Origin of the sequence: Kaistella polysaccharea (assembly GCF_020410745.1) — a bacterium.
GTDB classification, from domain to species: domain Bacteria; phylum Bacteroidota; class Bacteroidia; order Flavobacteriales; family Weeksellaceae; genus Kaistella; species Kaistella polysaccharea.
Genome location: NZ_CP084528.1, coordinates 514,575 through 539,345, shown reverse-complemented (window position 1 = coordinate 539,345; position 24,771 = coordinate 514,575). Strand labels below are relative to the sequence as shown.

Sequence of the window (24,771 nt, the reverse complement as noted above, 5' to 3'; positions counted from 1 at the left end):
TCTTCATCTAAAACTTTAAGATTTATTTGAGAAGAAGCAAAAAAAGGCAGTAAAATGAGGAGCAGTATAATTTTTTTCAATGCAGGAAATCTAGATTTTAAAGATAATAAAAATCAGAGGATTTATAATTTATATTTAATGCTCCATAAATAACATTTTTTCTATACTTTCGAAAAAAAATAACTTTATGAAACGCTTCAGCTTTCTTGTCCTGTTTTTAAGTATCTATGGTCACGCTCAACAATTCAAACCGGCGGTTATCACGTTGAAAAATGGCGAGAAAATGACTGGAACTATTTTCTACAATACTCCTTTTTTAACTCCGCAGACTTTCGATTTTAAAGATGATTCTAACAAAATTATAAGATTAAATCAAAATAAAGTAAAGGAAGTGATCATTTCTGATAAGGCAAAATTCATCAAAGCTGAATTTGAGCTTTCCCGGCATCCTGAAAACCTTCAAAACTTAGAATATAATCCCGAATTTAATATGGTAAAAGAAGAACATTTTGTGGAGCAAATTACTTTTGGAAAATATAACCTCTACAAATATGCTGACAAAGAGAATACTGCCTATTTCTATTCAACTGACGATTCCAATACATTTAAACCCCTTCTTTTCAAAGAATATTTTGTGGCAAATGGTGATAAAGGAACTGACAGAAAGTATTTGAAAGAACTGCAAAAAATAAACTGTGGAAACATCACCTTTAAAACGGTGCGATATATCGAAAGCAGTCTGATTGATTATTTCGATAAGATTAATGAATGCAATGGCCAATCTAGTATCCAGTACCAAAAACCAAAAGGATATACTGAACATAAAGTTTTTGGATTATACTCTAAAATGAAAGAAGGAGGTGAAACCGGTTATGGTGGAGGTTACGAATTCGAATATCATTTGCCTTTTCTTAATTACAGTTTTGCTATCGCGGCTGCTCCCAATTTTATATCTTACTCAGAGAATAAAGAGTTAAAATACGGTCAATCAACTACAAAAAGTATTATCTCGTTGCCAGTTTTATTTCGTTATTATCCTCTAAAATCGAAGGATTATAAATTATACGTTTCTTACAGTATTTTAAATTTTTCGCAAAGGCAGCAAGACGTTAGAATTTATAACAATATTATTGTGAGTGATAATTATTTCACAGCGTACGAAAATAATTTCTTCGAACTTGGCCTGCGATTTAAGAATCTTGAGGCCTTCTCCCGATTTCACTCTGCTGCTGCAGACAAAGCTATTTCAGTAGGATTAAAGTACACGGTTTATTCCTCTAAAAAGTAAGAAGAGCGATTACAAAATCGCTTCTCTTACTCGTGTTAATTTCTGCAGTAATTCTTCTAGTTTATCCAATCGAAGCATGTTGGCTCCATCAGATAGTGCGCAGCTTGGGTCAGGATGTGTTTCGATGAAAAGTCCGTCTGCTCCTACGGCGATTCCTGCTTTTGCAATGGTTTCAATCAATTCCGGCCTTCCACTAGTGACGCCGGAACTTTGATTGGGTTGTTGCAAAGAATGGGTGACATCTAAAATTACGGGTGCGTAATTTCTCATCGTCGGGATTCCACGAAAATCAACGACCAAATCCGTGTAACCAAAAGAATTTCCCCGTTCAATAATGGCGGTTTTCTGGTTGCCAGAATCATGAACTTTTTCCACTGCAAACTGCATCGATTCGGGAGAAAGAAATTGTCCTTTTTTTAAACTAACGCATTTTCCCGTTTTTGCAGCGGCAATTAATAAGTCGGTTTGTCGCACTAAAAATGCGGGAATTTGTAAAACATCAACGTAATTTGCAGCTAAGGCAGCATGATCATTTTCATGAATATCAGTAGTTGTTGGAATATTAAAGGTTTCTCCTACTTTTCTAAGAATTTCCAGCGATTTTTCTTCGCCAATGGTGGTAAAGGAATCTACTCTACTTCTGTTCGCTTTTTTAAAACTTCCTTTAAAGATATAGGGAATTTGATATTTATTCGTCATCTCCACAATTTTCTCCGCGATATTTAGCGCCATTTCTTCGCCTTCAATAATGCAGGGACCGGCAATGAGGAAAAAGTTTTTCGAATCTTTGTGGTGGATATTTTCTAAATACTGAATCATAATTTATTTTTTTGTAAGCACATGAAGTAGTACAAAAATACGGATTTTCTGCTTCTACAATAACTTATTACAAAATGAAAAGAAATTCAAATCTCTTATTTTCTAAATCGGTTTAAATTTCAGTATTATTTTTTCTAAAGTATTTATATTTCTGGAAGTAAGCATTTCTTTAAAAGCCTTCTTGCCAAGTATTTTACCAAACTCAGAATCCAAAGTATTTCCCTTTTCAACTTGCCAGTAGAATACACCATCGATCAGAAAACCCTTTTCATTGAAACTTTTAAGACATTTACTGAAGTTTTCTGTCAAAATAATTCCCATACTTTCATCGGAAATAAAAACATAATGGTGAAGATTTTCATCTGATTTAAAAGGGTTTTTATTAACTATTTCGGTAAGTTGATTCTCGCTTTTTAAAAACAGAAAAGCCTCGTAGTTAAAATGCTTGCTGAGTTTTTCTTCTAAAATTTTTTTTAAATCAGGAGGATTGCTTTCTGACGAAAATAAAATATTTCCGGTCGCTAAGACATAAGAAACATTTTGCAAACCGGATCTTTCAAAAACTTGACAAACTTCGGCCATTTTCATTCGGGTTCCGTTTACATTTACGCCACGTAGAAAAGCACAATAGTTCATCGTTTTTATTTTTCTAAAGATAAAAAAAGAGCAACTCAGTTGCTCTTTTAAATATATAAATAAAATCTTTTATTGCGTGGCTTTCATAATCGCAGCGGTAATTTGACTTTCCTTTTCCTTTGCGTAAGTGGAATCATAAGGATTCATAACATCGAAAAGATAGGTGTAGAAAGGTGTAATCTGCTGTACATTTTCAGCTTCTTTATACGCTTTTTCTTTGCCCATGGTTTGCAAATCTTGAATAAAAGCGTTGAACTTTTTATCAATCGGTTCCAGTGATTTTACCAGATAGTCGTACCCTTTGTTTTTCTGTCCGATTTTTTCATAAGCATCTGAAACGGCACCAACAACCAAGGAATATTCCATAGGTTTTGTACGCATTTGTCTTGCTGCAAAGCGCTGCTCTTTCGGCGTTAAACTTGTGTAATAATCGTATTCACTGAAGATGCCCTTCTTAAGTTCTTCGGCGAGTTTAAGACCTTTTTGTTCCTGTCCGGCTACAATATATCCGTAAACCATAGAACTCAATGAGCGAGGATCATTATACTTCTGCACAGGAATTTCGCGAGATGCTAAATCCAATACTTCTAACGCTTTTTGTTTTTCTCCTGATAAGGCTAAAGCTTCAGCAGCACGACTCGCAGAACTGCGGTAACTTACAATATTCTGCGTGCAGGTTTCATCAAAATGAACATTTAAATCTTTGAAATTTCCCCATCGGTAATTTTTAACAATATTATAAAGGGAGTTCGCATCAACTCGTCCAATTTCGCCGTCTTCCCGTTCAACCGTTTTAATTGGAACCAAACGATAACTAAAACCGTCATATTGCAAATAATCACTCAGGTAGAATATATTTTCTGGATCGTAAATTCCACCGGAAGAAAAATTAATAGGTCTTTTCCAGTCGAAATTCGCCAGAATATCCAGCAGAAGTAAGTTATTCTTGAACATGCTGCTGCTCTTATAATTAATTGCGATTTGATCTACCGTTTCGTCTAAATCTTCTTGTTTAATGGTTCCTGATTTTAACGCATTCGCTTTATTAACGGGTAAAATAAACTTAGAAACCGGTAGGAAATTGAATTTTTCATATTTCGCATCACCAAAAATCATTTTTAAAATTTCATCTTTATTATCCGATTTAATTTTAATAAAGTTGATCGCCTCTTTCACCGTCATTGAATCTTGCGTAAGATATTTCTTAAACTCAGCAAACGCAGCCTCAGGCGCACCTTTCTCTTTTAGATTTGCGAAAATATTTTCCCAATCTTTTGGCGACATCAAGAAGATTTGATCGTTTGTGCCATCTCGATAATCTTCATGCTTCAGAACAGAGGGAACAGGCATAGAATTATACGTACGTCTTTTGACCTGATCGATATTCCAAGGCGTGGAAAGTAAAGTAAAGTTGACCACCTTCACATCATCTCGCAACCCAGAAGTTTCCTGCATTCCCCAAATTGGATACGTATCATTATCGCCGTAAACAAAGAGAATGTCATTTTTTGGTAAAGATTTTAAGGTAGAATATGCATAATCATACGCTGCATATCTACCGCTGCGGTCATGAACATTGTAATTCTGAAAGCCCATCATTAATGGAACTCCGAGTAAAATTACCCCAGCGCCAATATTTAGTGCATTAGATTTTACCTTTTCCTGGAGATACCACAGGATTCCTCCGGCACCCAAACCAATCCATATGGAAAAGGCAAAGAAGGACCCGACCATCGCATAATCTCTTTCACGGACTTCAAAAGGTTTTACGCCCGTATAAAATATAATTCCTATACTCGTGATTACAAACAAGGATAAAATCGCATAAAACCGACCAAAATCCCGATTGAGTTGAAAAAAGAAACCGATGATCCCTAACAGTAAAGGCAAGAAAAAGAATGCAACTGTACTTTCATTTTTAAATTTTGAAGGCATCTTCGACTGATCTCCGTAAAGTGCGTTATCAATAAATGAAATTCCAGAGATCCAATTGCCACGATTGTTTTCCATGTTTCCTTCCAGGTCATTTTGTCGACCCACAAAATTCCACATGAGGTAACGAACAAAGTAATAGCCATTTTGAAACGTAAAAAAGTAATCGAGATTTTGCCCTAAAGAAGGACGTTGAACATTGATTAAATTATAGGGTTTTACCTGCAAATAATCATCGGCTTTAATGCTACCATCTTCATATTTCTTCCGCAAGTCATCGAAAATCTGTCTGGCTTCCGGACTGTCGGCAACATCTTCATTATTATAATTGAAAGAGAAATCAGGCGCGCCGTACATCGAAATGTAGTTCTGCATAACGCCTTTATCTTCATTAAACATCCGCGGTAAAAAACTCACATGGTCTTTGCTGAAAACTAAATTGAAGCGCTCGCCTACTTTTCGGTAAGTTCCTGCAGTTTCATCTTTTTCATATACATCGCCAGTTTTACTCGTTTTCCAAGATCCATCTTCGTTTTTCTGAATTCCATTGGCGTCCAAATAAGCCGTGTAATTTTGGCCGTAAGAAGTGGGCCAGTCGCCATATTGTTCCCGATTATAATAATCAAGCATTCCGATGGCATTATCCGGATTATTTAAGTTCATGGGAGGATTTGCCGTTGCACGAATTGGAATCACCATCCAGCAAGAAAAACCAATCATCATATAGATTACAGAAAGTGCTATGGTTTGGTAAATGTTTTTCTTACTTCTGCGGGCATACTTTAAACCAAAATAGAAGACAGAGATCAATAGTATAAAAGCTACGATTGTTCCGGAATGAAAAGGAAGTCCAATCCCATTCACCGCGAAAATTTCTAAACGCCCAAACAAGGTCATGATGAGCGGGAAAATACCTTTAAATACAATGGCTAAAATAAGAAGCGTGATCAAGTTTGCCCAAATGAATGATTTCCAGGAAAATTCATAATTTCTACTGTAATAGATAAAGCAAATGGCGGGAATCGCCAACATTCCCATCATGTGAACTCCGACTGATAAACCGATCACGAAGAATATCAATATAATCCAACGTTCATTATCGGTCTCTAAATATTCATTTTCCCATTTGGTAATTAACCATAATAAAAGTGCGATAAACATTGACGCCATCGAATAAACTTCTCCTTCAACGGCTGAAAACCAAAATGTATCTGAAAATGTAAAAGCAAGCGCTCCAATAACACCTGCAAAAAGGATTGATATTTCCTGATGTTTTGTCACCTCATTAAAATCCTTATGCAGCAAACGACGTACTAAATGAGTGATGATCCAGAATAGAAATAGAATGGTAAAAGCACTGAATAAAGCCGACATTGCGTTGATAACGACAGAATAATTCTCAACATTTCCAAAAGCAAACATGGCGGCCACTGCGCCAACTATTTGAAAAAGTGCAGCACCTGGCGCATGAGTTACTTCCAGTTTAACCGCCGAGGAAATATATTCACCTGTATCCCAAAAACTGAAATTCGGTTCAATAGTCGATAAATAAGTGAGGAATGCAATGGTAAAAACAACCCAGCCGAGAATTGTATTCCATTGTTTAAAAGACCAATTTTTCATAGTAAATTTTCAATCTTGCGAAAATAAGGTTTTTAACTTATTATCTATTGATTTTAACAAAATTTAAAGCGAATATAGTATACGAAAGTGCGTGAACCCTTACTCTCTTTTAAGGATATGGAATTATTACCATGCAACGACTGACAAAATTCTGTATAAATTGTTAAGTTATTAATTTTTTAGTATTTTTGCAGACGGTTTTATAGAGAAAAATGAAGTACAATGACTAATGTTTACGATAATATTCTGGGTTTAATCGGTAACACTCCTTTAGTACGGCTAAATGAAGTTACTAAGGATATTCCGGCCACTGTTTATGCCAAATTAGAATCTTACAACCCAGGCCATTCTACCAAAGACAGAATTGCGATTCACATTATTGAAGCGGCCGAGAAAAAAGGGCTTTTAATACCTGGTTCTACTGTTGTTGAAACGACTTCTGGCAACACAGGATTTTCCATAGCGATGGTTTGTATTATTAAAGGATATAAATGCATTCTTGCAGTAAGTGACAAAACAAAAAAGGAAAAAATCACCTATTTGAAGGCATTAGGTGCAACGGTTTATATTTGTCCGGCAAATGTTGCGGCAGATGATCCCCGATCCTATTACGAGGTAGCCCGAAGAATTTCAGAGGAAACACCGAACTCTATTTATATCAACCAGTATTTTAACGAGTTGAATATTGACGCTCATTATCAGACGACTGGTCCCGAAATTTGGAAACAAACTGAAGGTAAAGTTACACATTTGATCGCCTGTACGGGAACTGGTGGAACGCTTTCTGGATCTGCTAAATTTTTAAAGGAGAAAAATCCAAATATTAAAATCATTGGTGTTGATGCCTCTGGTTCAATTTTAAAAGGTTTTCACGAAACAGGTGAAATTCATAAAGAAGAAATTCATCCTTATCAAATAGAAGGAATGGGAAAAAATTTAATTCCCGCTGCTTTATTGTTTGATAAAATTGATGAATTTGTACGCGTAAATGATGAAATGTCTGCGTATCGTACAAGAGAAATTGCCTTAAAAGAAGCAATTATGGGAGGTTATACTTCTGGTGCCGTTACACAAGGCCTTATACAATATGCAAATTCACATGAATTTAAAAAAGATGATGTCGTGGTAGCTATTTTTCCCGATCATGGTTCAAGATATATTACTAAAGTTTACAGTGATGAATGGATGGCTGAGCAGGGTTTTGTAAACAACTGTGTGCACAATTATGAAGAAGTGTACAAGACAGAAATTGTTAAATAAAATATTCCCCTGAAAAGCGACTTTTAGAAACCTTTTTGTGCCAAGCAAAAGGTTTTTTTATTTTAAATTAATTAACTTTGATTATTCAAATAATAAAAAAATAATGACAGATATTTTCCAACGTCTTAGAGAAAATCCAGGTCCTTTGGGCCAGTTTGCAGACTATGCAGAAGGATATTTCGTTTTCCCGAAATTAGAAGGTCCAATTGGGCCAAGAATGAGGTTTCAGGGACGAGAAGTTATTTTTTGGAGTGCAAATGATTATTTAGGACTTTGCAACCACCCAGAAGTTTTAGAAGCTGATGCAAAAGCAGCCGCAGAATACGGAATGTTTTACCCAATGGGAGCCCGGGCAATGTCTGGCGAAACTGAACAGCACCAACAATTAGAAAGAGAACTTGCAGAATTCGTGGAGAAAGAAGCGGCCTATCTTTTAAATTTTGGCTATCAGGGAATGGTTTCAACCATTGATGCTTTGGTTGGCAGACACGATGTGATCGTTTATGATTCAGATTCCCACGCTTGTATTGTTGATGGAGTTCGTCTTCACATGGGCAAAAGCTTTACGTATAAACACAATGATATCGCTAGCTTAGAGAAAAATCTTGTTCGCGCAACGAAAGTCGCTGAAGAGCAAGGTGGAGGTATTTTGGTCATTACAGAAGGTGTTTTCGGAATGCGTGGAATGCAGGGAAAAATTAAAGAAATCTGCGATTTAAAATCCAAGTTTGATTTCCGAATTCTAGTTGATGATGCACATGGATTCGGAACTTTAGGTAAAACCGGTGCAGGCGCTGGTGAAGAGCAAGGATGTCAGGATCAGATCGACGTTTACTTTTCCACTTTCGCCAAATCAATGGCAGGTTTTGGAGCATTTATCGCGGGAGATGCTGATATTATCAGAATCTTAAAATACAATTTACGTTCGCAAGTTTTCGCAAAATCTTTAACAATGCCAATGGTAATCGGAGGTTTAAAAAGATTAGAATTGTTACGTTCAAAACCAGAAATTAAAGCTAAGCTTTGGGAAAATGTACACAAATTGCAGAATGGATTGAAAGAAAGAGGTTTTAATTTAGGCGGATCTAATACTTGCGTAACACCAGTTATGATGGAAGGTTCAACTGTAGAAGCTACCCTACTTTCCAGAGATCTAAGAGAAAATTTTGGAATATTTACTTCTGTGGTAATTTATCCCGTCATTCCAAAAGGAATGATTTTATTGCGTTTAATTCCTACAGCTTCACATACCGATTCCGAAATTAATGAAACCCTCGCTGCATTTGAGGCGATTCACGAAAAGTTAGTTTCTGGATTTTACAAAAAACAAGAGCAGAAATTATTAGAAGAACAAAATCTTCAATTTAAAAGCAGCTAAGAATTTTTCAGAATATATTTCGATATAAACCGCTTGAAAAATTCAGGCGGTTTTTTTTACAAAATACCTCATTTAATTATGAAACAAGTAATCATTACCAAACAGGATTATAATAAAATAAACCGCTCTATAACAGATGCGAAAGCCCGTAACAGTATTAAAAAAGAAGAAGCGGAAAAGCTTTTGGCAGAATTAAAATCAGCAAAAATTGTTGATCAGGAAAAAATTGATAAAGACGTTGTTACCATGAATTCTATTGTGAAAATTCACTTTCAGAATAATAAAACAACGATGGAATTTCAGCTGGTTTATCCCTCAGAAGCTGATTTAAAGCAAAAGAAAATTTCCATTTTTTCTCCTGTTGCTGCTGCACTGATTGGTTATCGCGTGGGGGACGAAATCGATTGGTTAATTCCTTCTGGAATGACGAAAATCGTTATCGATGAAGTAGTTTATCAGCCAGAAGCTGCAGGAGATTTTGATTTATAGAAATCTTTGAAAAAATTAAATAAGCCGTTAGAATAATCTGACGGTTTTTTTTGAAATCTTAATCGATGATAGAAATCCCAAAGATTTAAAATAAATTTGCAAAAAGAAATACTTTTGAAAGATCTGCTCCTTATCACTCCACCTTTTACGCAACTCAACACTCCTTATCCCGCGACGGCTTATATTAAAGGATTTTTGAATACTAAAAACATTTCCAGTTATCAGATTGATTTAGGAATTGAAGTGATTTTAGAATTATTTTCAAAAAAAGGTATTGAAAAGGTATTTGCAGAGAAAATAAATGTAGAAAATATTTCCGAGAACTCAAAACGAATTTTTGCCTTGCGGGAAGAATACATTAAAACCATCGATCAGGTTATTCTTTTTCTGCAAAATCATAATCCAACCTTAGCCAGACAGATCTGCAGCATGAATTTCTTGCCGGAAGCTTCCCGTTTCAATCAGCTTGATGATATGGAATTTGCATTCGGAAATATGGGATTGCAGGATAAAGCAAAACATCTCGCTACTTTATATTTGGAAGATATTTCAGATTATATTGTTGAAAACATTGATGCAGATTTTGGCTTCAGCAGATATGCAGAACGGATCGGTCAAAGTGCCAACTCCTTCGATGAATTGTATTCAAAATTAAAGGCTCCTCAGACTTTTACGGATGAATTTACCTTAAAGTTGTTAAAGGAAGAATTAGATCTTGTTCAGCCAAAATTAGTATGTTTTTCTGTTCCTTTTCCAGGGAATTTATATTCTGCTTTTAAGTCTGCGCAATTTATAAAAGAAAATTATCCAGGACTGAAAATTGTAATGGGCGGTGGATTTCCGAATACGGAACTAAGAGAATTAAAAGATCCTCGTGTTTTTGAATTTTTCGACTACATTACATTAGATGATGGTGAGTTACCTATTGAGTTGGTTTATGAAAATGTGATTTCCGGAAAAGAAATTGCAGCAGGCGAATTTAAAAGAACTTTTATTTTAGAAAATCAGGAAGTCACTTATAAAAATAATACGACGAAACCAGACTATAAACAAGCTTTTATAGGAACACCAGATTATACCGATTTATTACTTACCCAATATATTTCAGTTATTGAAATTGCTAATCCGATGCACAGTTTATGGAGCGACGGCCGCTGGAATAAGCTGACCATGGCGCACGGTTGCTATTGGGGAAAATGTACGTTCTGTGATATTTCTTTAGATTACGTAAAGCTCTACGAACCCATTTCCGCTAAAATTTTGGTAGATCGAATGGAAGAACTGATTGCTCAAACTGGCGAATCAGGTTTTCATTTTGTAGATGAAGCCGCGCCACCCGCTTTGATGCGAGAAGTGGCTTTGGAAATTTTACGTCGAAACTTGGTCGTTACGTGGTGGACCAATATTAGATTCGAAAAAAGTTTTAGTAAAGACTTGTGTTTTTTATTAAAAACTTCAGGATTAGTCGCAGTTTCCGGTGGACTGGAAGTTGCCAGCGATCGCTTACTGAAATTAATTGACAAAGGCGTTTCCGTAGATCAGGTCGCAAAAGTTACGCGCAATTTTACCGAAGCCGGCGTGATGGTTCACTCCTATTTAATGTACGGCTTCCCGACGCAAACCGTTCAGGAAACGGTAGATTCTTTAGAAATGGTTCGGCAACTTTTTGAAATGGGAATTGTACAAAGTGGTTTCTGGCATCAATTTTCGATGACGGCACATTCACCGATTGGTAATAATCCGGAAGAATTTGGCGTTGAACCTTTGAAAAAAGAAATATTATTTGCCAATAACGATATTGAATTTATTGATAAAAGTGGAATTGATCACAGCCAGTTTAGTTTTGGTTTAAAGAAATCTTTACTCAATTTTATGCACGGAATTAATTTCGATATTCCACTAAAAGATTGGTTTGATTTTAAAATTCCGAAAACAACGATTCATCCAGATTATATTCACGATTGTCTTTTAGAGGAAGAAAATTTTATCTTTAAAGGAAATTCAAAATTAATTTTCCTGGATAAAAATGCGAACGTAGAGAACTACTTGAAAAACACAAGGGCAGGTTCTTTCGAATATACCAGATTAACCTTTCATCTTAAAACGAATATTGTAAAAATAGAACTTGAAAAAGATTGGGCAGATTGGCTGATGAAAATTTTTGCAGATAACGGTACAGATAATTCCAAGAAAATAACGCTTCAGCAACTCAAGACTCAGTTCGAAGAAACCTTTGAGGATTTTGAATTATTCTGGTTCTCAAAACCGCTCCAACAGTTGAAGGAAAACGGCGTTATCTTAAGTTTATAAAATTGTCCCTTTAATATGAACAAAACTTATTCTTGAAGTTAACCTCGTGGATGCATAATTGATTCGTGAATTTTAAATTACTATTTATGAAAACTACAGAGGAACTAACACTCAATAAAATTGCCAGCATTACGCTACTCTTTTGGCTCATGAAAATTGTAGCCACAACATTGGGTGAAACTTTAGGCGATTTTTTTGCGCAAACATTAGGAATAGGTTATCTCGCTGGAATTGGAATCACTTTAGTTTTCTTTTTAATTACGCTTTATTTCCAACTTTCAGCCAAAAAATACATTCCAGCTTTTTTCTGGCTCGTGATTATCGGCACGACGACTTTAGGAACAGAAATATCTGACTTCATTGATCGAAGTTTACACTTAGGCTATGCTTTCGGGAGTTTGATTCTGGTTGCTTTTCTATTATTGACACTTTATTTGTGGTACAAAAAATACGGAAATCTGGAAGTGTCTCCTATCTTCGAAAAGGAAAAAGAAATCTTTTTTTGGGTTGCTGTGCTGTTTTCAAACAGTTTAGGAACCGCTTTTGGAGATTATTTGAATGATGGTTTAGGTTTAAGCTATCTCGTTGGAGCGTTGATCACCTTGTCGGTTATCATTGTCGTCGTGTTATTGCATTCTTATACCAAAATCAACCATATTCTTTTGTTCTGGATTGCCTTTGTTTTTACACGACCGTTTGGTGCAACCTTTGGAGATTTCTTAACCAAACCGCTTGCGAAAGGTGGCTTGGATTTAGGAACTTTAAATGCCTCGCTCATTTCGATCATTATTATGATTATTTTTATCATTATTGCGCACAAAAAAGAGAAAATTAAAAACCAATCATTTTAAAATTACTTAAGGCTTAAACTTTACGACAAGATATTATAAGATTGGAATAAGGTATAATCTTAGCACTTTTTGAATTTAAATAAAGTCAATAATTACATAAAAAATCCCGTCTTTTTTAAAAGACGGGATTTTCATTTATGCTAAAGAATTTTATTCTGCGAGAATAATTCCTTTATTATTACTGTATTCAATAACACCACTTTTTATAGGAAAAGAAAAAACACTTTCTTTCTCATTTTCCCGCGTGAAATGCTCATTGTATTGCTCTGGAATATCATTCGTAAACACTTTAATTTTACCACCGTTTAAGGAAGCAACGATCGCCGCGTGATCTTTCATTATATGAAATTCTCCACTTTTACCAGGAAGCAAAACAGATTTTACTTCACCTTCAAAAACTACGAATTCCGGAGTTAAAATTTTAATATTCATTCTTTAAAATTATAGATTATAGATTTTAAATTTTAAATGATTTTCACAATTTAAAATCCAAAATTTATGATTTAAAATTACTTACGCGTTTTCCGCTAACATTTTTTCACCTGCTTCAATCGCTTCTTCAATTGTACCTTTCAAGTTAAAAGCAGCTTCAGGTAAATGATCTAACTCACCGTCGATGATCATGTTAAATCCTTTGATGGTATCTTTAATATCAACCAATACCCCTTTCAATCCTGTAAACTGTTCTGCAACGTGGAAAGGTTGAGATAAGAAACGTTGTACTTTTCTTGCTCTGTAAACTGATAATTTATCTTCTTCAGAAAGTTCTTCCATACCAAGAATCGCAATGATATCTTGTAAAGCTTTATATTTTTGAAGAATTTCTTTAACTCTTTGAGCGCAATCATAATGATCATCACCTAAGATTTCTGGAGTCAAAATTCTAGAAGTAGAAGCCAATGGATCTACTGCTGGATAAATTCCTAACGAAGCAATTTTTCTGTCCAATACGGTTGTTGCATCTAAGTGAGCAAAAGTTGTAGCTGGAGCTGGATCTGTTAAATCATCGGCAGGAACGTAAATCGCCTGTACTGATGTAATTGAACCATTTTTAGTTGATGTAATACGCTCTTGCATCGCACCCATTTCCGAAGCCAAAGTTGGTTGGTAACCTACTGCCGATGGCATTCTTCCTAGAAGTGCAGATACTTCTGAACCTGCTTGTGTAAAACGGAAGATGTTATCAACAAAGAATAAAATATCTTTTCCTTGTCCTTCTCCATCACCGTCTCTAAAGCTTTCCGCAATGGTTAAACCTGACAAAGCAACACGTGCTCTTGCTCCAGGTGGCTCATTCATTTGTCCGAAAACGAAAGTCGCTTTAGACTCTTTCATCGCTTCCAAATCGATTTTAGATAAATCCCATCCTCCATTTTCCATGGATTCCATAAATTCATCACCATATTTAATAATGCCAGATTCCAGCATTTCTCTTAAAAGATCATTTCCTTCTCTGGTTCTTTCACCAACGCCGGCAAAAACAGAAAGTCCACCGTGACCTTTCGCGATATTATTAATTAATTCTTGAATTAGTACCGTTTTACCAACACCTGCTCCACCGAACAAACCAATTTTTCCACCTTTAGAATAGGGCTCTACTAAATCGATTACTTTAATTCCTGTAAAAAGAACTTCCGCAGAAGTGGTTAATTGATCAAATTTAGGAGCATCTCTGTGAATTGGTAATCCGTCTGCTTTTGAAACTTGCGCAATACCGTCAATTGCATCACCTACTACATTAAACAGTCTTCCGTAAACTTTTTCTCCTACAGGCATTGTAATTTGCTGTCCTTGGGATATTACTTCTTGACCTCTCTGCAGTCCGTCCGTTGCATCCATCGCGATACATCTTACAGAATCTTCGCCAATATGTTGTTCTACTTCAAGTATTACTTTACTACCGTCCGTTTTTGTAATTTCCAAAGCATCATAAATGCTTGGAAGTTCTGCCGCATCAGTAAATAATACGTCGATTACCGGTCCAATAATTTGAGAAATTTTTCCTTTAATTTGGTTTGCCATTGCTGATTTTTTTCGTGTGTGCAAATATAATGAATATTCGCAAATTTGCAATTGGTTTAAAAGAAGATTTTTGTCATATTTGCACAAAGTAAAAATTGCAACCTAAAACAGGCAACTTGTTTCATTCTTATTGACCTTCAGTTGAAAATACAGGAAAACTTCGAGCGCACATCCTCACAACCATCTTTGGCACTTTCTATCGGAATGTTCGATGGTGTGCACCGCGGACATCAGCGTATTATTCAGAAACTGAACCATATTGCAGGAGTTAGAAATCTGGAGTCTGCAATTCTTACATTCTGGCCGCATCCGCGGAAAATATTTAATCCGACTGATGATCTGAAACTGCTCAATACCATCGAGGAGAAAAAATATCTTCTTTCTAAAGATGGTTTACAAAATCTTATTTTAAAGGAATTCGATGAGAAATTCCGCAATTTAAGCGGTGAGGAATTTGTGAAACAAGTTATAGTTGATCAGCTGAAAGTCAAACATTTAATCATCGGTCATGACCATACCTTCGGAAAAAATAAAAGTGGGGACTTTTCACTGTTGCAGAGAATGGGTCCTGAATTAGGATTTGAAGTGGAACAAGTGGAAGCAGTTAATTATAAGGACTTTCATATAAGTTCCACCCAAATTAGGAATGCTTTATCTATGGGAGATATCATTTCTGCAAATGAAATGCTTGGTTATCACTACTCCATTTCTGGAAAAGTTATTCATGGTAAAAAAATCGGTCGGACTATTGGTTATCCCACGGCAAATATTGAAGTTGACAATCTTAAACTTTTACCTAAAAACGGTGCATATATTGTCGATGTCTTTGTAAAGAATCAACACCATAAAGGAATGTTGAGCATCGGTACTAATCCTACTGTCGGCGGAACGGAAAAAACGGTGGAAGTTTATCTATTAGATTTCGATGAAGATATTTATGAGGAAGAAATTTCTGTAAATTTTCGGGATTTTCTACATGAGGAAATAAAATTTGAAAACTTAGAAGAGCTCATCAAAAGACTAGATGAAGATAGAGAGCGCACTACAAAATTTATCTTTTAAGAAGTTCCAGTTCTTCTTTTTTCTTTTTTGTAAGTGATGAAAAAACCATATCGTAGGAGTGATCGATTAACTTAAAAATCAATTCTCTTTTCAAACCATCACAAACAACCGAATTCCAATGCGTTTTATTCATATGATATGCGCCTGTTATTTGTGGATATTTCTCCCGCAGTTCCAAGCTCCATTCCGGATCTGTTTTAAGTGAAATCGTGAGAGGTTGACTTTCTAAAGCGATCAGCATAAACATTTTTCCACCAACTTTTAAAACAAGTGCGTCCGGGTTGAAGGGAAAAGTTTCTTCAACTCCGTTTTTATTATTGCAGTAACTTAAAATTTCAGTGACATCCATGGTAAATATTTATGCACTAAGTCAAAACAAATTTAGTATATTTATTCAGAAAAATTTCTCCTTTAATAATCAAACTAATACGTGAGTATGAGAGCTTTAGTAATTGGCGCGACTGGCGCAACAGGTAAAGAATTGGTGCAACTTTTAATAAAAGACAGTTTCTTTTCTGAAGTCCATTTATTTGTGCGAAAACCACTGGAATTGAAAGCTGAAAAGGTGCAAACACATGTCGTTGATTTTGATAATCCTGAGCAATGGAAAAATTTAATCAAAGGTGACGTAGCTTTTTCCTGTTTGGGAACAACTTTAAAAGCTGCAGGTAGTAAAGAAAACCAGTATAAAATCGATGTTAATTATCAGTATAATTTTGCGAAAAATGCCAAAGCAAATGGTGTTGAAGATTTTATCCTGATTTCTTCTTATGGCGCAGATCCAAACTCAAAAGTTTTTTATTCCAGAATGAAAGGTGAATTAGAAAATAAAATTAAAGATTTACATTTTGAGAAACTTACCATTTTTCAGCCTGGAATGCTGGATAGAAAAAACTCAGAAAGAGTTGCTGAAGTCATCGGCGGCAAAGTACTTAAGTTTTTTAATTCGATAGGATTATTTGAAAATCAAAAACCTTTGCCTACTAAAACGCTGGCACAAGCCATGATCAATGCATCTAAAATTAAATCAAATGGCTATTCTAAAATTAAACTAGGATCAATTTTTAGTTTTGCCGAAAAGCAGCCATAAACAATATTAATTTTTGATCGTAATGCTAAAAAAAGCCGTCTCAGATTATTGAAACGGCTTTTTATATTTATAGAATTATATCAAACTTTCATGATTTCTGCTTCTTTCACTTTAAAGTTTTCATCACACATTTTAACATATTTATCGGTAAGTTCCTGGATTTTTGCTTCTTCATCTTTAATAAGATCCTCAGAAACGCCATCTAGCTTACGCAATTCTTTCATGCCGTCCTGACGGGCATTTCGTACCGTTACTTTGGTTGCTTCAGCTTCAGATTTTGCCAGTTTCGACAGTTCGCGTCTTCTTTCCTCGGTTAAAGGCGGAACATTAAGAATAATATTCTCCCCATTATTCATCGGTGCAAAACCTAAGTTGGAATTAATAATTGCTTTTTCAATTGCACCAATCGCGGTTTTATCCCAAGGTTGTATGGAAATAGTCATGGCGTCGGGAACCATAACATTAGCAACCTGACTTAACGGAGTTGGAGCACCGTAATATTCTACAATAACGTCTTGCACCATTGTTGTCGATGCGCGACCTGCTCTAATTTTCTGAAATGCATGTTCCAAATGTTTTATTGCTGCATCCATTTCTTGTTTGGTCATGCTGGCAATGAGTTCTAAATCTTCCATTATATTTTAATTTCTATATTAATAGTACACTGAACGGTTCACATTATTTTACTCTTATAAATTTACCAATGTTCCGATATTCTCGCCTTCTACAATTTTAAGTAAATTACCTTCTTTATTCATATCAAATACAATAATAGGTAAATTATTTTCACGACTCAAAGTAAATGCGGTCATATCCATTACTTTCAAATCTTTTTCAAAAACTTCACTGTACGTTAAATTGCTATATTTCACAGCGTCAGCATTTTTTTCTGGATCAGAGTCGTAAATACCATCTACGCGGGTTCCTTTTAAAATAACATCTGCATCAATTTCTATTGCTCTTAATGTGGCTGCAGTATCTGTAGTAAAATACGGATTTCCAGTACCAGCACCGAAGATTACAACTCTGCCTTTTTCCAAATGACGAACTGCTTTTCTTTTGATGAATGGTTCTGCAACTTTATCCATTTCAATGGCACTTTGCAAACGGGTGAAAATCCCAGCATCTTCCAAAGCACCTTGCAACGCCATACCATTAATAACGGTTGCGAGCATTCCCATATAATCGCCCTGAACTCTATCCATACCTGTGGCTGCACCTGCTAAACCGCGAAAAATGTTTCCGCCGCCAATCACAATCGCAACCTGACAGCCTAATGTGGTTACTTTTTTTATTTCGGCAGCATATTCTTTTAATCGGTCATTATCAATGCCATATTGTCGGTTTCCCATCAGGGCTTCCCCACTAAGTTTAAGTAGAATTCGGTTGTATTTCATTTTTACTGATTTATTACTTTTTTACGTTGCAAATATAAGGAAACCCAAATAATCTCGTTAATAGATTTATATTTACAGCTGATTATTTTTGCAAAATAGTTAAATAAATTATTTTTGTCACCTAATATAGAGTTTGAAAAAAATTACTGTTGCTTCTTCTCTTCTTCTAGCGGGGTTATTATCTGCACAGGAAGGAACGAATGTTTATCCATTTCTAAATATACCTGTTTCCGCGAGACAGGCAGCTTTGGGTGGTGACGCAGTTTCGGTACGTGATTTCGATGTAGGTTTTGCGGCAGTAAATCCAGGACTCATGAATTTGGAGCAGGATCAAATGCTCGCCGTTAATTATTCCTCTTATCTTGCAGGTTCTCAATATGGCACTCTCAGTTATGTTCGTGATTTGGAATACGGTCACTTAATAGGTTTTAATGCCCGTTACATGAACTATGGTGATATTCCCAGAACAGATGAAAGTGCAGAAATAAATGGCAATTTTGGAGCAATGGACGCATCGGTCGGACTTTCGTATGCCTATCAGTTTGAAGAAGATTTTACAATTGCTGGAAGCGCTAATTTTGTGACTTCTAAAATTGACACATATACGTCGATGGCGGTTGTGGCAAATGCAGGAATCACCTATCATAACAAACAGAGTAATGAAACTCTTGCGTTGGTTTTTAGAAATTTCGGCTATCAGTTTAAAACATTTAACGGTACAAGAGAAAATGTAGCTTTTCGAGTGGATCTTGGCTACACCAAGATTTTGGACGAGTTTCCTTTGGCTTTCACCATTACGGCGCATGATCTTCAAAAGATCAATATCTCCCAGGATTTTAACAATAATGGCCAGGAAATTAATTGGAGCCGAAAGATTGCTGACCATTTTTCTGTGGGCGCCGAACTTTTCCCACAGCAAGCTTTCAACATCAGAATAGGTTATAATGTGAAGCGTGGGAATGAACTTGCGGTTTTGGATCAACGGAGTTTTGCCGGCTTGTCGGCAGGATTTGGAATTAAAATATCCAGTTTCAGATTTGATTATGCGCATGTGCGCTATCATAATGCATCAAATGTAAATATGTTTGGTATTGCATTGGACATGATTGAATTGTCTGGTAACCGCCGATAAAGTACTTTTCTTTCAAAATTCAACTATTAAAGATTCTTTAAATATTTTTTAAATTCAATTTATTTAAGGAAATTTGCTTCATGAGAAAACCTGTAATTGCCATCGACGGCTATTCTTCTACCGGTAAAAGTTCAATTTCTAAGATCATCGCCCATAAATTGGGGCTGGTTCATCTTGATACAGGTGCGCTTTATCGTGGAATTACTTTTTTTGCTTTAAAAAATTGTACTTCCACGGATGGAAATATCGATCTGAAGAATCTTTTTCAACGCTTTAAGGAAATCAATCTTGAATTTAAACAAGTTGGTGATGAACTCGTGGTATTTTTAAATGGTAGGGACATTTCACACGATATTCGCAGCAATGAAATTTCTCAGCAGGTGAGTTTAATCGCCCGTCAGAAAGAAGTGCGGGACTTTTTATTAGAGATGCAACGTTCAATTGCTGATAAAGGAGGTGTTATAATGGATGGGCGGGATATCGGGACCATTATCTTACCCAATGCCGATTACAAATTTTTTTTAACGGCGAGTATTGAAGAGCGAACAAACAGACGATTTCTGGAACTGCAAAAATTAGGAATGGAAACTGAATCGGAAACCGTACGAAAGAATTTAATCGAAAGAGATAGAATTGACAGTGAAAGAGAAGTTGCTCCACTGAAGAAAGCTCATGATGCCATTAAGATTGACAATTCGAATTTGACGAAGAAACAAACCATTGAATTGATCCTTTCCCACATATCATAATTATTTAACACAATTTTAAGACCGCTTTCTTTTAATTGGTATATTAATTGTAACTTTATGAAAGATGGTTTTAACAGACCATTACGTAAAATTTATTAACATTAAAAAATAACTAAAATGTCGAAAAAAGGTAGTAGCTCAGCAAGTGTATTAGCAGGTTTATTAGCAGGTGCAGCAGCAGGTGTTGTACTAGGAATGCTTTATGCTCCAGAAGAAGGTGCTGAAACAAGAAAGAAAATTAAATCTAAAGCCAATGATTTGAAAGACCAAGCGGTTGATCAATATGGTAAAGTTTCAGAAAAAGCAATGGAACAATATGATGAAGTTTCAGGAAAAGTAAAAGATCAGTACAGCAATATATCTTCTCAAGTGAAAGAAACTGCAGACAAAGTAATCTCTTCTGTGAAAGATGGTTATGATAAATATAAAGATCAGGCAGTGAACACAACCAAAGAAGTTGTAGGAGATGTAGAAAATGAATTAGGCGGAATGAGATCATAATTGATCCTCATCACTTCCTAAAATAAAAAAGGAACTTTATTTTAAGTTCCTTTTTTTGTAACTTTAAAAAAAATATTATGGTAGAAATTATCAAAGAATTCGCCTCTAAAAAATTAGATTTGCTTAAAATGGAGGCCACTGAAAAGTCTTCGTTGACGGTAGGAACTATAACATTCTTTTCGATTGTTGCCATTGCCTTTTTATTTTTTATCATTCTATTTAACATTGGGCTCGGTTTATTGATTGGCTACTGGCTAGGAAACTACGCTTATGGAATACTCATAATGGCAGGTTTATATCTATTGATATTAATAGTGGTCTTTTTGGCACGAAAATCCATCACCTATTCCGTGGCAGATAAAATTGTTAAATTAATAAATTCGTAAAAAATGAGTACAAAATATAACAGCTTAGAAGAACTTAGAAGAAAGAAAGAACTGCTGAAGAAAGAAGTTTCCGATTTGCAGGAACTTTTGACTTTTGAGAATACCAAGGAGAGTTTAAGTGCGATTACTCACGGATTTACAGATAAATATTTACAAGAAGTTCCGACCGATGATGGCGAAACCAAGGTAAGTATTAAGACAAATGAGATAGTAAAGGAAATTAGTAATAGTGTAAAAGATACTATTTTCAATAAAAATATGCTTTATGGATTTGCGAAAAGCGACGCGGGATTTAACATTGCCGAAAATGCTTTGAAAATCGGGGCGGTTACATTTGTCGGAAATTTTGCCAGAAAGAATATGCAAGCATCGAGCTGGAAAAAGAAATTAATTGGATTAGCGCTAATTTATTTGGCTCCTATCGCTCTAAGATTTATTCGAACAAAAATTGAGGAATATCAAAAATCAAGAACTACTTCAAGTTTCGAACAATTGATCTAATAAAAATAAAAGTCGTCTTATCGGCTTTATTTTTTGCCAAAAATTTGACCTAAAATTATTCCTGCAGACATTGCTACATTTAGACTTTCAGTAGACTGCGATTTCCCAAATCTCGGGATCGTAATTCTATTGGTAAGAAATTTTTCTGTCGTATCTCTCATTCCATTTCCTTCGTTACCTAAAACCAAGTTGAATTTTTCCGGAAATTGATAAGAATATAAATCCTCCCCTTGCATATCAGTGCCGATGATATCGAAAGTACTTTTTTTTAGATACAATTCTAGATCTGTATAAACAATATTTACGCGTAAAAATGAACCCATACTTGCCTGTATGACTTTGGGATTATAAAAATCTGCAGTATCTTCACTACAAATAATCTGGGAAATACCAAACCAATCGGCAAGTCGGATAATTGTACCCAGATTTCCTGGATCTTGTATTCCATCTAAAACCAACTGAACGCCGGTCTGCGGCAGTTCAATATTTTCAAGAATCTCACATACCGCGACGGAATCTTTCGGATTTTGTAGAAAACTAATTTTTTTTAGCTCAGCCGCACTTATTTCTGAAGCTTTCGCATCTAATGTAAGAGCTGATGGATCGACCGAAAATACCTCCTGAATTTTAAACTTAGATGTAGGTATTTCTTTAATGGTTTTATTCCCTTCAACCAAAAACAAATTGTATTTTTGTCTGAACTTCCTCTTATCAAGAGATTGAAAAATTTTTATTTTATGAGCAGTAAGCATTTATCAAAATATTTTCAAAAGTATTACTTATTTTTCGCATCTGCAATCACTGTACTTTTTTTGTACGCCTGCAGTACGACGAAAAAGGTACCCGACGGCGAATATCTTTTGACTAAAAATAATTACCGCTATGAAGATGGTAAAGTTCATGAGGATGAAGTTCCAAGTCATGTAGGTCAAAAACCGAATAAAAAACAGCTGTTTATTCTGCCGCTCGGCTTGTGGCTCTATAATGCTACCGATCCTAAATACGATTCTATATTGGCAGAATATATGACGTATCCTAATGAAGTTAGAGATCAAAAACTTCGAGACTCCCTTTTTGTGAAATTTAATCATCCTGAGTATATCGGTAAAAGTCTTTTCTTTGAAAGGTTTCTGCAAAATATTGGGCAACCTCCTGTAATTCTGGATCAGGGACGAACCGAACAAAGTGCCAATTCAATTAGAAAATATTTAGTTTACCGGGGATATTGGGATACAAGTGTAAAATTTAGCCATGACCTTGATTCTGCCGCGAAGAAAGCAGAGGTTAATTATTTAATCACGCACAGAGATCCAACTTATATCAGCGACTATTATTACAATATTCCAGATCCTGCAATTAAAAATATCTATGAGCGAAATCTCACCAAAAGTCTTATTCGGGGTAAAGACATCTTAGATCAGGACGTGTTGGAGAAAGAAGTGAAAAGAATCAATGATTTGATGAAAAGCACCGGGTACTATAAATTTAACAACTCCAACGAAGATATATATTTTACCGCAGACACTTTACAAAGCCGGAAAGATGTTCCATTGACGATGGATATTCATAAAGACAGTACAGATTCGCCTTATAAACTGACAACCATTGGTGATATTAAAGTTCATATTTTAGAAAAAGTGGCAGATACTGCAGAAACTGAAAGAGACTCCTTGTTTGGAATTAATTTTTATAAACTAGACGATCAGTACAAGACCATGTCACTGTGGAGACCAATAATTCTGAAGAAAGGAGAAATATACGATCAGAAAAATTTAGATCTTACCAAAAGAAATATTTCTTCAATGAATAACTTCAGCATTATTAAATATGATGAAATACTTCAAAAGGAAAATGACAGTGTTTTAGATGTGAGTTATTATCTTGCACCACTCCCAAAATTTGATCTTAAAATTGCCACCGATATTAATTATTCTCAAATTTTGAATTTCGGTATTTCACCTTCTGTGGATCTTACGACACGTAATGTTTTTGGAGGTGCAGAAAACCTTACGACCAGTCTTTCTGGGATTTTCGGTTCAGTAGTAAGTTCAAAAAATACAGATAAACGGGCTTTAGCGTATGAAGTTTCAGCGCAGGCTTCACTGAATGTTCCGCGTTTGCTAATGCCGTTCAAAACCTGGAAATTAATTCCAAAACGCTACTCACCTACGTCGTCCGTAATTTTAGGAACCAGCATTCAAAATAATATAGGTTTAGGTCGTGTAGGTTTTAATGGAAGCTTGAATTATTTTGCCAATGTGAATGATATTGTTTCTCATCGACTTTCCATCTTCAACACGCAGTTAAGTTTTACCAGAAATAAAGAACGTTATTATGACTATTTTCCGCGCGACGGTGAAATAAGAAATGATATTTTTAAATTGTATTCTCCGTCACGTTATGAAGATTTTACTGCTGGCAGAATAACATCTGATGAACTTTCATCAATTATTTTAGCTGATCAAAACTTTCAAGATTCTTTGTCTGGCGATGAATTAGGGGGTTTTAATACCTTCCGTCAGTCCTTAATAAATAAGGATCGGCAAACGCAGAATATTCTAATTTCATCGATGATTTATAATTTTGTATACAATGAAATCGGTAAAAAAGACCGTCGAAATCCTTTTTATGTCAATGCAAAATTTGAAGTAGCAGGGAATGCCTTCGACTTGTTTACAAAAAATCAAAAAGCAGATGGCGTCATATCTGAACCCACAAAAAAAATATTTAATATTCCTTTTTCACAGTTCGTGAAGTTTGATTTTGATGTCAGAAAATATTTTAGTTTTTTCAATGACAAGCATACTTTGGCGCTTCGTCAATTTGTTGGGGTAGGAATCCCTTACGGCAATTCGAACACAATGCCTTTTGTACGTTCGTATTTTAACGGGGGTTCTAATGACATTCGGGCCTGGCGCGTTTTCGGTGGTTTAGGACCTGCGGATTCTCAGTTGGATGAGAAAGTACGCGCTTATATTATGGATAATGTAAAGCTAACTACAAATGTGGAATATCGTGTTCCGTTCACCGATATGTTTGAAGGCGCTGCTTTCGTAGATGCGGGAAATATTTGGAGTTTGAAAGATAATGGATTTGGAGATGATTTTAAATTCAATAAATTTATTTCTCAAATGGGCGTGGGTACTGGTGTAGGAATTCGTATAAATGTGGCTTACATTACGCTTCGGTTAGACGCGGCTTACAAGGTATATGATCCAAATAAACCAATGGGCGACCGCTGGGTCATCAGCAAATGGCAACCGCTGAAACCGGTCCTCAATTTTGCTTTCGGATACCCATTCTAATATTTAAATCGCAGTAATTCTGCGATTTTTTATTTACTTA

23 protein-coding genes are annotated in these 24,771 nt (G+C 35.4%); 14 read left to right on the top strand and 9 right to left on the bottom strand.

Annotated elements, in window-relative coordinates:
- The first annotated feature begins 187 nt into the window (after window positions 1–187).
- Window positions 188–1,288 carry a hypothetical protein gene (locus LC814_RS02365; protein WP_226064752.1) on the top strand — a complete coding sequence of 367 codons (1,101 nt, stop codon included), beginning with the start codon at window positions 188–190 and terminating at the stop codon, window positions 1,286–1,288.
- Window positions 1,289–1,297: 9 nt separating this feature from the next.
- Here the strand turns inward: LC814_RS02365 and kdsA are convergent, their stop codons facing one another.
- The 3 genes from kdsA to LC814_RS02350 form a co-directional block, all read right to left on the bottom strand.
- Window positions 1,298–2,107, bottom strand: coding sequence for a 3-deoxy-8-phosphooctulonate synthase (gene kdsA, locus LC814_RS02360; RefSeq protein ID WP_226064751.1), 810 nt, complete (start codon window positions 2,105–2,107; stop codon window positions 1,298–1,300).
- A 102-nt stretch (window positions 2,108–2,209) separates the two neighbouring features.
- Complete coding sequence (locus LC814_RS02355; protein WP_226064750.1) at window positions 2,210–2,743, bottom strand: DUF1697 domain-containing protein; 534 nt, start codon at window positions 2,741–2,743, stop codon at window positions 2,210–2,212.
- Window positions 2,744–2,812: 69 nt separating this feature from the next.
- Entirely contained in the window at window positions 2,813–6,298 is a 3,486-nt protein-coding gene (locus LC814_RS02350; protein WP_226064749.1) for a glycosyltransferase family 117 protein, read from the bottom strand.
- 222 nt (window positions 6,299–6,520) lie between these two features.
- On the opposite strand from LC814_RS02350, the gene LC814_RS02345 reads away from it, so the two are divergent.
- The 5 genes from LC814_RS02345 (at window position 6,521) to LC814_RS02325 (ending at window position 12,586) form a co-directional block, all read left to right on the top strand.
- A complete protein-coding gene (locus tag LC814_RS02345) occupies window positions 6,521–7,558 on the top strand; it encodes a PLP-dependent cysteine synthase family protein (RefSeq protein WP_226064748.1) in 1,038 nt (345 codons plus the stop codon).
- A 103-nt stretch (window positions 7,559–7,661) separates the two neighbouring features.
- Window positions 7,662–8,936, top strand: coding sequence for an aminotransferase class I/II-fold pyridoxal phosphate-dependent enzyme (locus LC814_RS02340; RefSeq protein ID WP_226064747.1), 1,275 nt, complete (start codon window positions 7,662–7,664; stop codon window positions 8,934–8,936).
- Window positions 8,937–9,014: 78 nt separating this feature from the next.
- Complete coding sequence (gene rnk, locus LC814_RS02335) at window positions 9,015–9,425, top strand: nucleoside diphosphate kinase regulator (RefSeq protein WP_226064746.1); 411 nt, start codon at window positions 9,015–9,017, stop codon at window positions 9,423–9,425.
- A gap of 114 nt (window positions 9,426–9,539) precedes the next feature.
- Window positions 9,540–11,735: a B12-binding domain-containing radical SAM protein gene (locus LC814_RS02330; protein WP_226064745.1), complete on the top strand. Its 2,196-nt coding sequence runs from the start codon at window positions 9,540–9,542 to the stop codon at window positions 11,733–11,735.
- Window positions 11,736–11,821: 86 nt separating this feature from the next.
- Window positions 11,822–12,586, top strand: coding sequence for a COG4705 family protein (locus LC814_RS02325; RefSeq protein WP_226064744.1), 765 nt, complete (start codon window positions 11,822–11,824; stop codon window positions 12,584–12,586).
- A gap of 150 nt (window positions 12,587–12,736) precedes the next feature.
- On the opposite strand, the gene LC814_RS02320 is transcribed toward LC814_RS02325, so the two are convergent.
- Both LC814_RS02320 and atpD read right to left on the bottom strand, forming a co-directional pair.
- Complete coding sequence (locus tag LC814_RS02320) at window positions 12,737–13,018, bottom strand: FoF1 ATP synthase subunit delta/epsilon (RefSeq protein WP_226064743.1); 282 nt, start codon at window positions 13,016–13,018, stop codon at window positions 12,737–12,739.
- Between the two features lie 81 nt (window positions 13,019–13,099).
- Window positions 13,100–14,608 carry a F0F1 ATP synthase subunit beta gene (atpD, locus tag LC814_RS02315; protein WP_226064742.1) on the bottom strand — a complete coding sequence of 503 codons (1,509 nt, stop codon included), beginning with the start codon at window positions 14,606–14,608 and terminating at the stop codon, window positions 13,100–13,102.
- Between the two features lie 141 nt (window positions 14,609–14,749).
- On the opposite strand from atpD, the gene LC814_RS02310 reads away from it, so the two are divergent.
- Entirely contained in the window at window positions 14,750–15,670 is a 921-nt protein-coding gene (locus LC814_RS02310; protein WP_226064741.1) for a bifunctional riboflavin kinase/FAD synthetase, read from the top strand.
- On the opposite strand, the gene LC814_RS02305 is transcribed toward LC814_RS02310, so the two are convergent.
- On the bottom strand, window positions 15,660–16,019 hold the full coding sequence (locus LC814_RS02305; protein ID WP_226064740.1) for an MmcQ/YjbR family DNA-binding protein: 360 nt from the start codon (window positions 16,017–16,019) through the stop codon (window positions 15,660–15,662). The genes LC814_RS02310 and LC814_RS02305 overlap by 11 nt on opposite strands.
- A gap of 87 nt (window positions 16,020–16,106) precedes the next feature.
- On the opposite strand from LC814_RS02305, the gene LC814_RS02300 reads away from it, so the two are divergent.
- On the top strand, window positions 16,107–16,760 hold the full coding sequence (locus LC814_RS02300) for an NAD(P)H-binding protein (RefSeq protein ID WP_226064739.1): 654 nt from the start codon (window positions 16,107–16,109) through the stop codon (window positions 16,758–16,760).
- 80 nt (window positions 16,761–16,840) lie between these two features.
- Here LC814_RS02300 and frr read toward each other — a convergent pair whose 3' ends face one another.
- Together frr and pyrH are read right to left on the bottom strand one after the other, a co-directional pair.
- Entirely contained in the window at window positions 16,841–17,395 is a 555-nt protein-coding gene (gene frr, locus LC814_RS02295; protein ID WP_226064738.1) for a ribosome recycling factor, read from the bottom strand.
- A gap of 54 nt (window positions 17,396–17,449) precedes the next feature.
- A complete protein-coding gene (gene pyrH, locus LC814_RS02290) occupies window positions 17,450–18,157 on the bottom strand; it encodes a UMP kinase (protein ID WP_226064737.1) in 708 nt (235 codons plus the stop codon).
- A 133-nt stretch (window positions 18,158–18,290) separates the two neighbouring features.
- Between pyrH and porQ the strand changes: the two genes are divergently transcribed.
- From porQ to LC814_RS02265, 5 genes are all read left to right on the top strand, one after another.
- Window positions 18,291–19,289, top strand: a complete 999-nt coding sequence (gene porQ, locus LC814_RS02285) for a type IX secretion system protein PorQ (protein WP_226064736.1) — start codon at window positions 18,291–18,293, stop codon at window positions 19,287–19,289.
- A gap of 80 nt (window positions 19,290–19,369) precedes the next feature.
- Window positions 19,370–20,038, top strand: coding sequence for a (d)CMP kinase (cmk, locus tag LC814_RS02280; RefSeq protein WP_226064735.1), 669 nt, complete (start codon window positions 19,370–19,372; stop codon window positions 20,036–20,038).
- A gap of 117 nt (window positions 20,039–20,155) precedes the next feature.
- Window positions 20,156–20,539: a YtxH domain-containing protein gene (locus tag LC814_RS02275; protein ID WP_226064734.1), complete on the top strand. Its 384-nt coding sequence runs from the start codon at window positions 20,156–20,158 to the stop codon at window positions 20,537–20,539.
- A 77-nt stretch (window positions 20,540–20,616) separates the two neighbouring features.
- Complete coding sequence (locus tag LC814_RS02270) at window positions 20,617–20,925, top strand: hypothetical protein (RefSeq protein WP_226064733.1); 309 nt, start codon at window positions 20,617–20,619, stop codon at window positions 20,923–20,925.
- A gap of 3 nt (window positions 20,926–20,928) precedes the next feature.
- Window positions 20,929–21,426: a phosphoribosyl-ATP pyrophosphatase gene (locus LC814_RS02265; protein ID WP_226064732.1), complete on the top strand. Its 498-nt coding sequence runs from the start codon at window positions 20,929–20,931 to the stop codon at window positions 21,424–21,426.
- 26 nt (window positions 21,427–21,452) lie between these two features.
- Here LC814_RS02265 and LC814_RS02260 read toward each other — a convergent pair whose 3' ends face one another.
- The gene (locus LC814_RS02260) at window positions 21,453–22,178 is read right to left on the bottom strand and encodes an RNA methyltransferase (RefSeq protein ID WP_226064731.1); all 726 of its coding nucleotides are present in this window, start codon (window positions 22,176–22,178) and stop codon (window positions 21,453–21,455) included.
- Here LC814_RS02260 and tamL point away from each other — a divergent pair.
- Entirely contained in the window at window positions 22,164–24,731 is a 2,568-nt protein-coding gene (gene tamL / locus LC814_RS02255) for a translocation and assembly module lipoprotein TamL (protein WP_226064730.1), read from the top strand. The two genes, LC814_RS02260 and tamL, sit on opposite strands and share 15 nt — an antisense overlap.
- The last annotated feature ends 40 nt before the right edge of the window (window positions 24,732–24,771 follow it).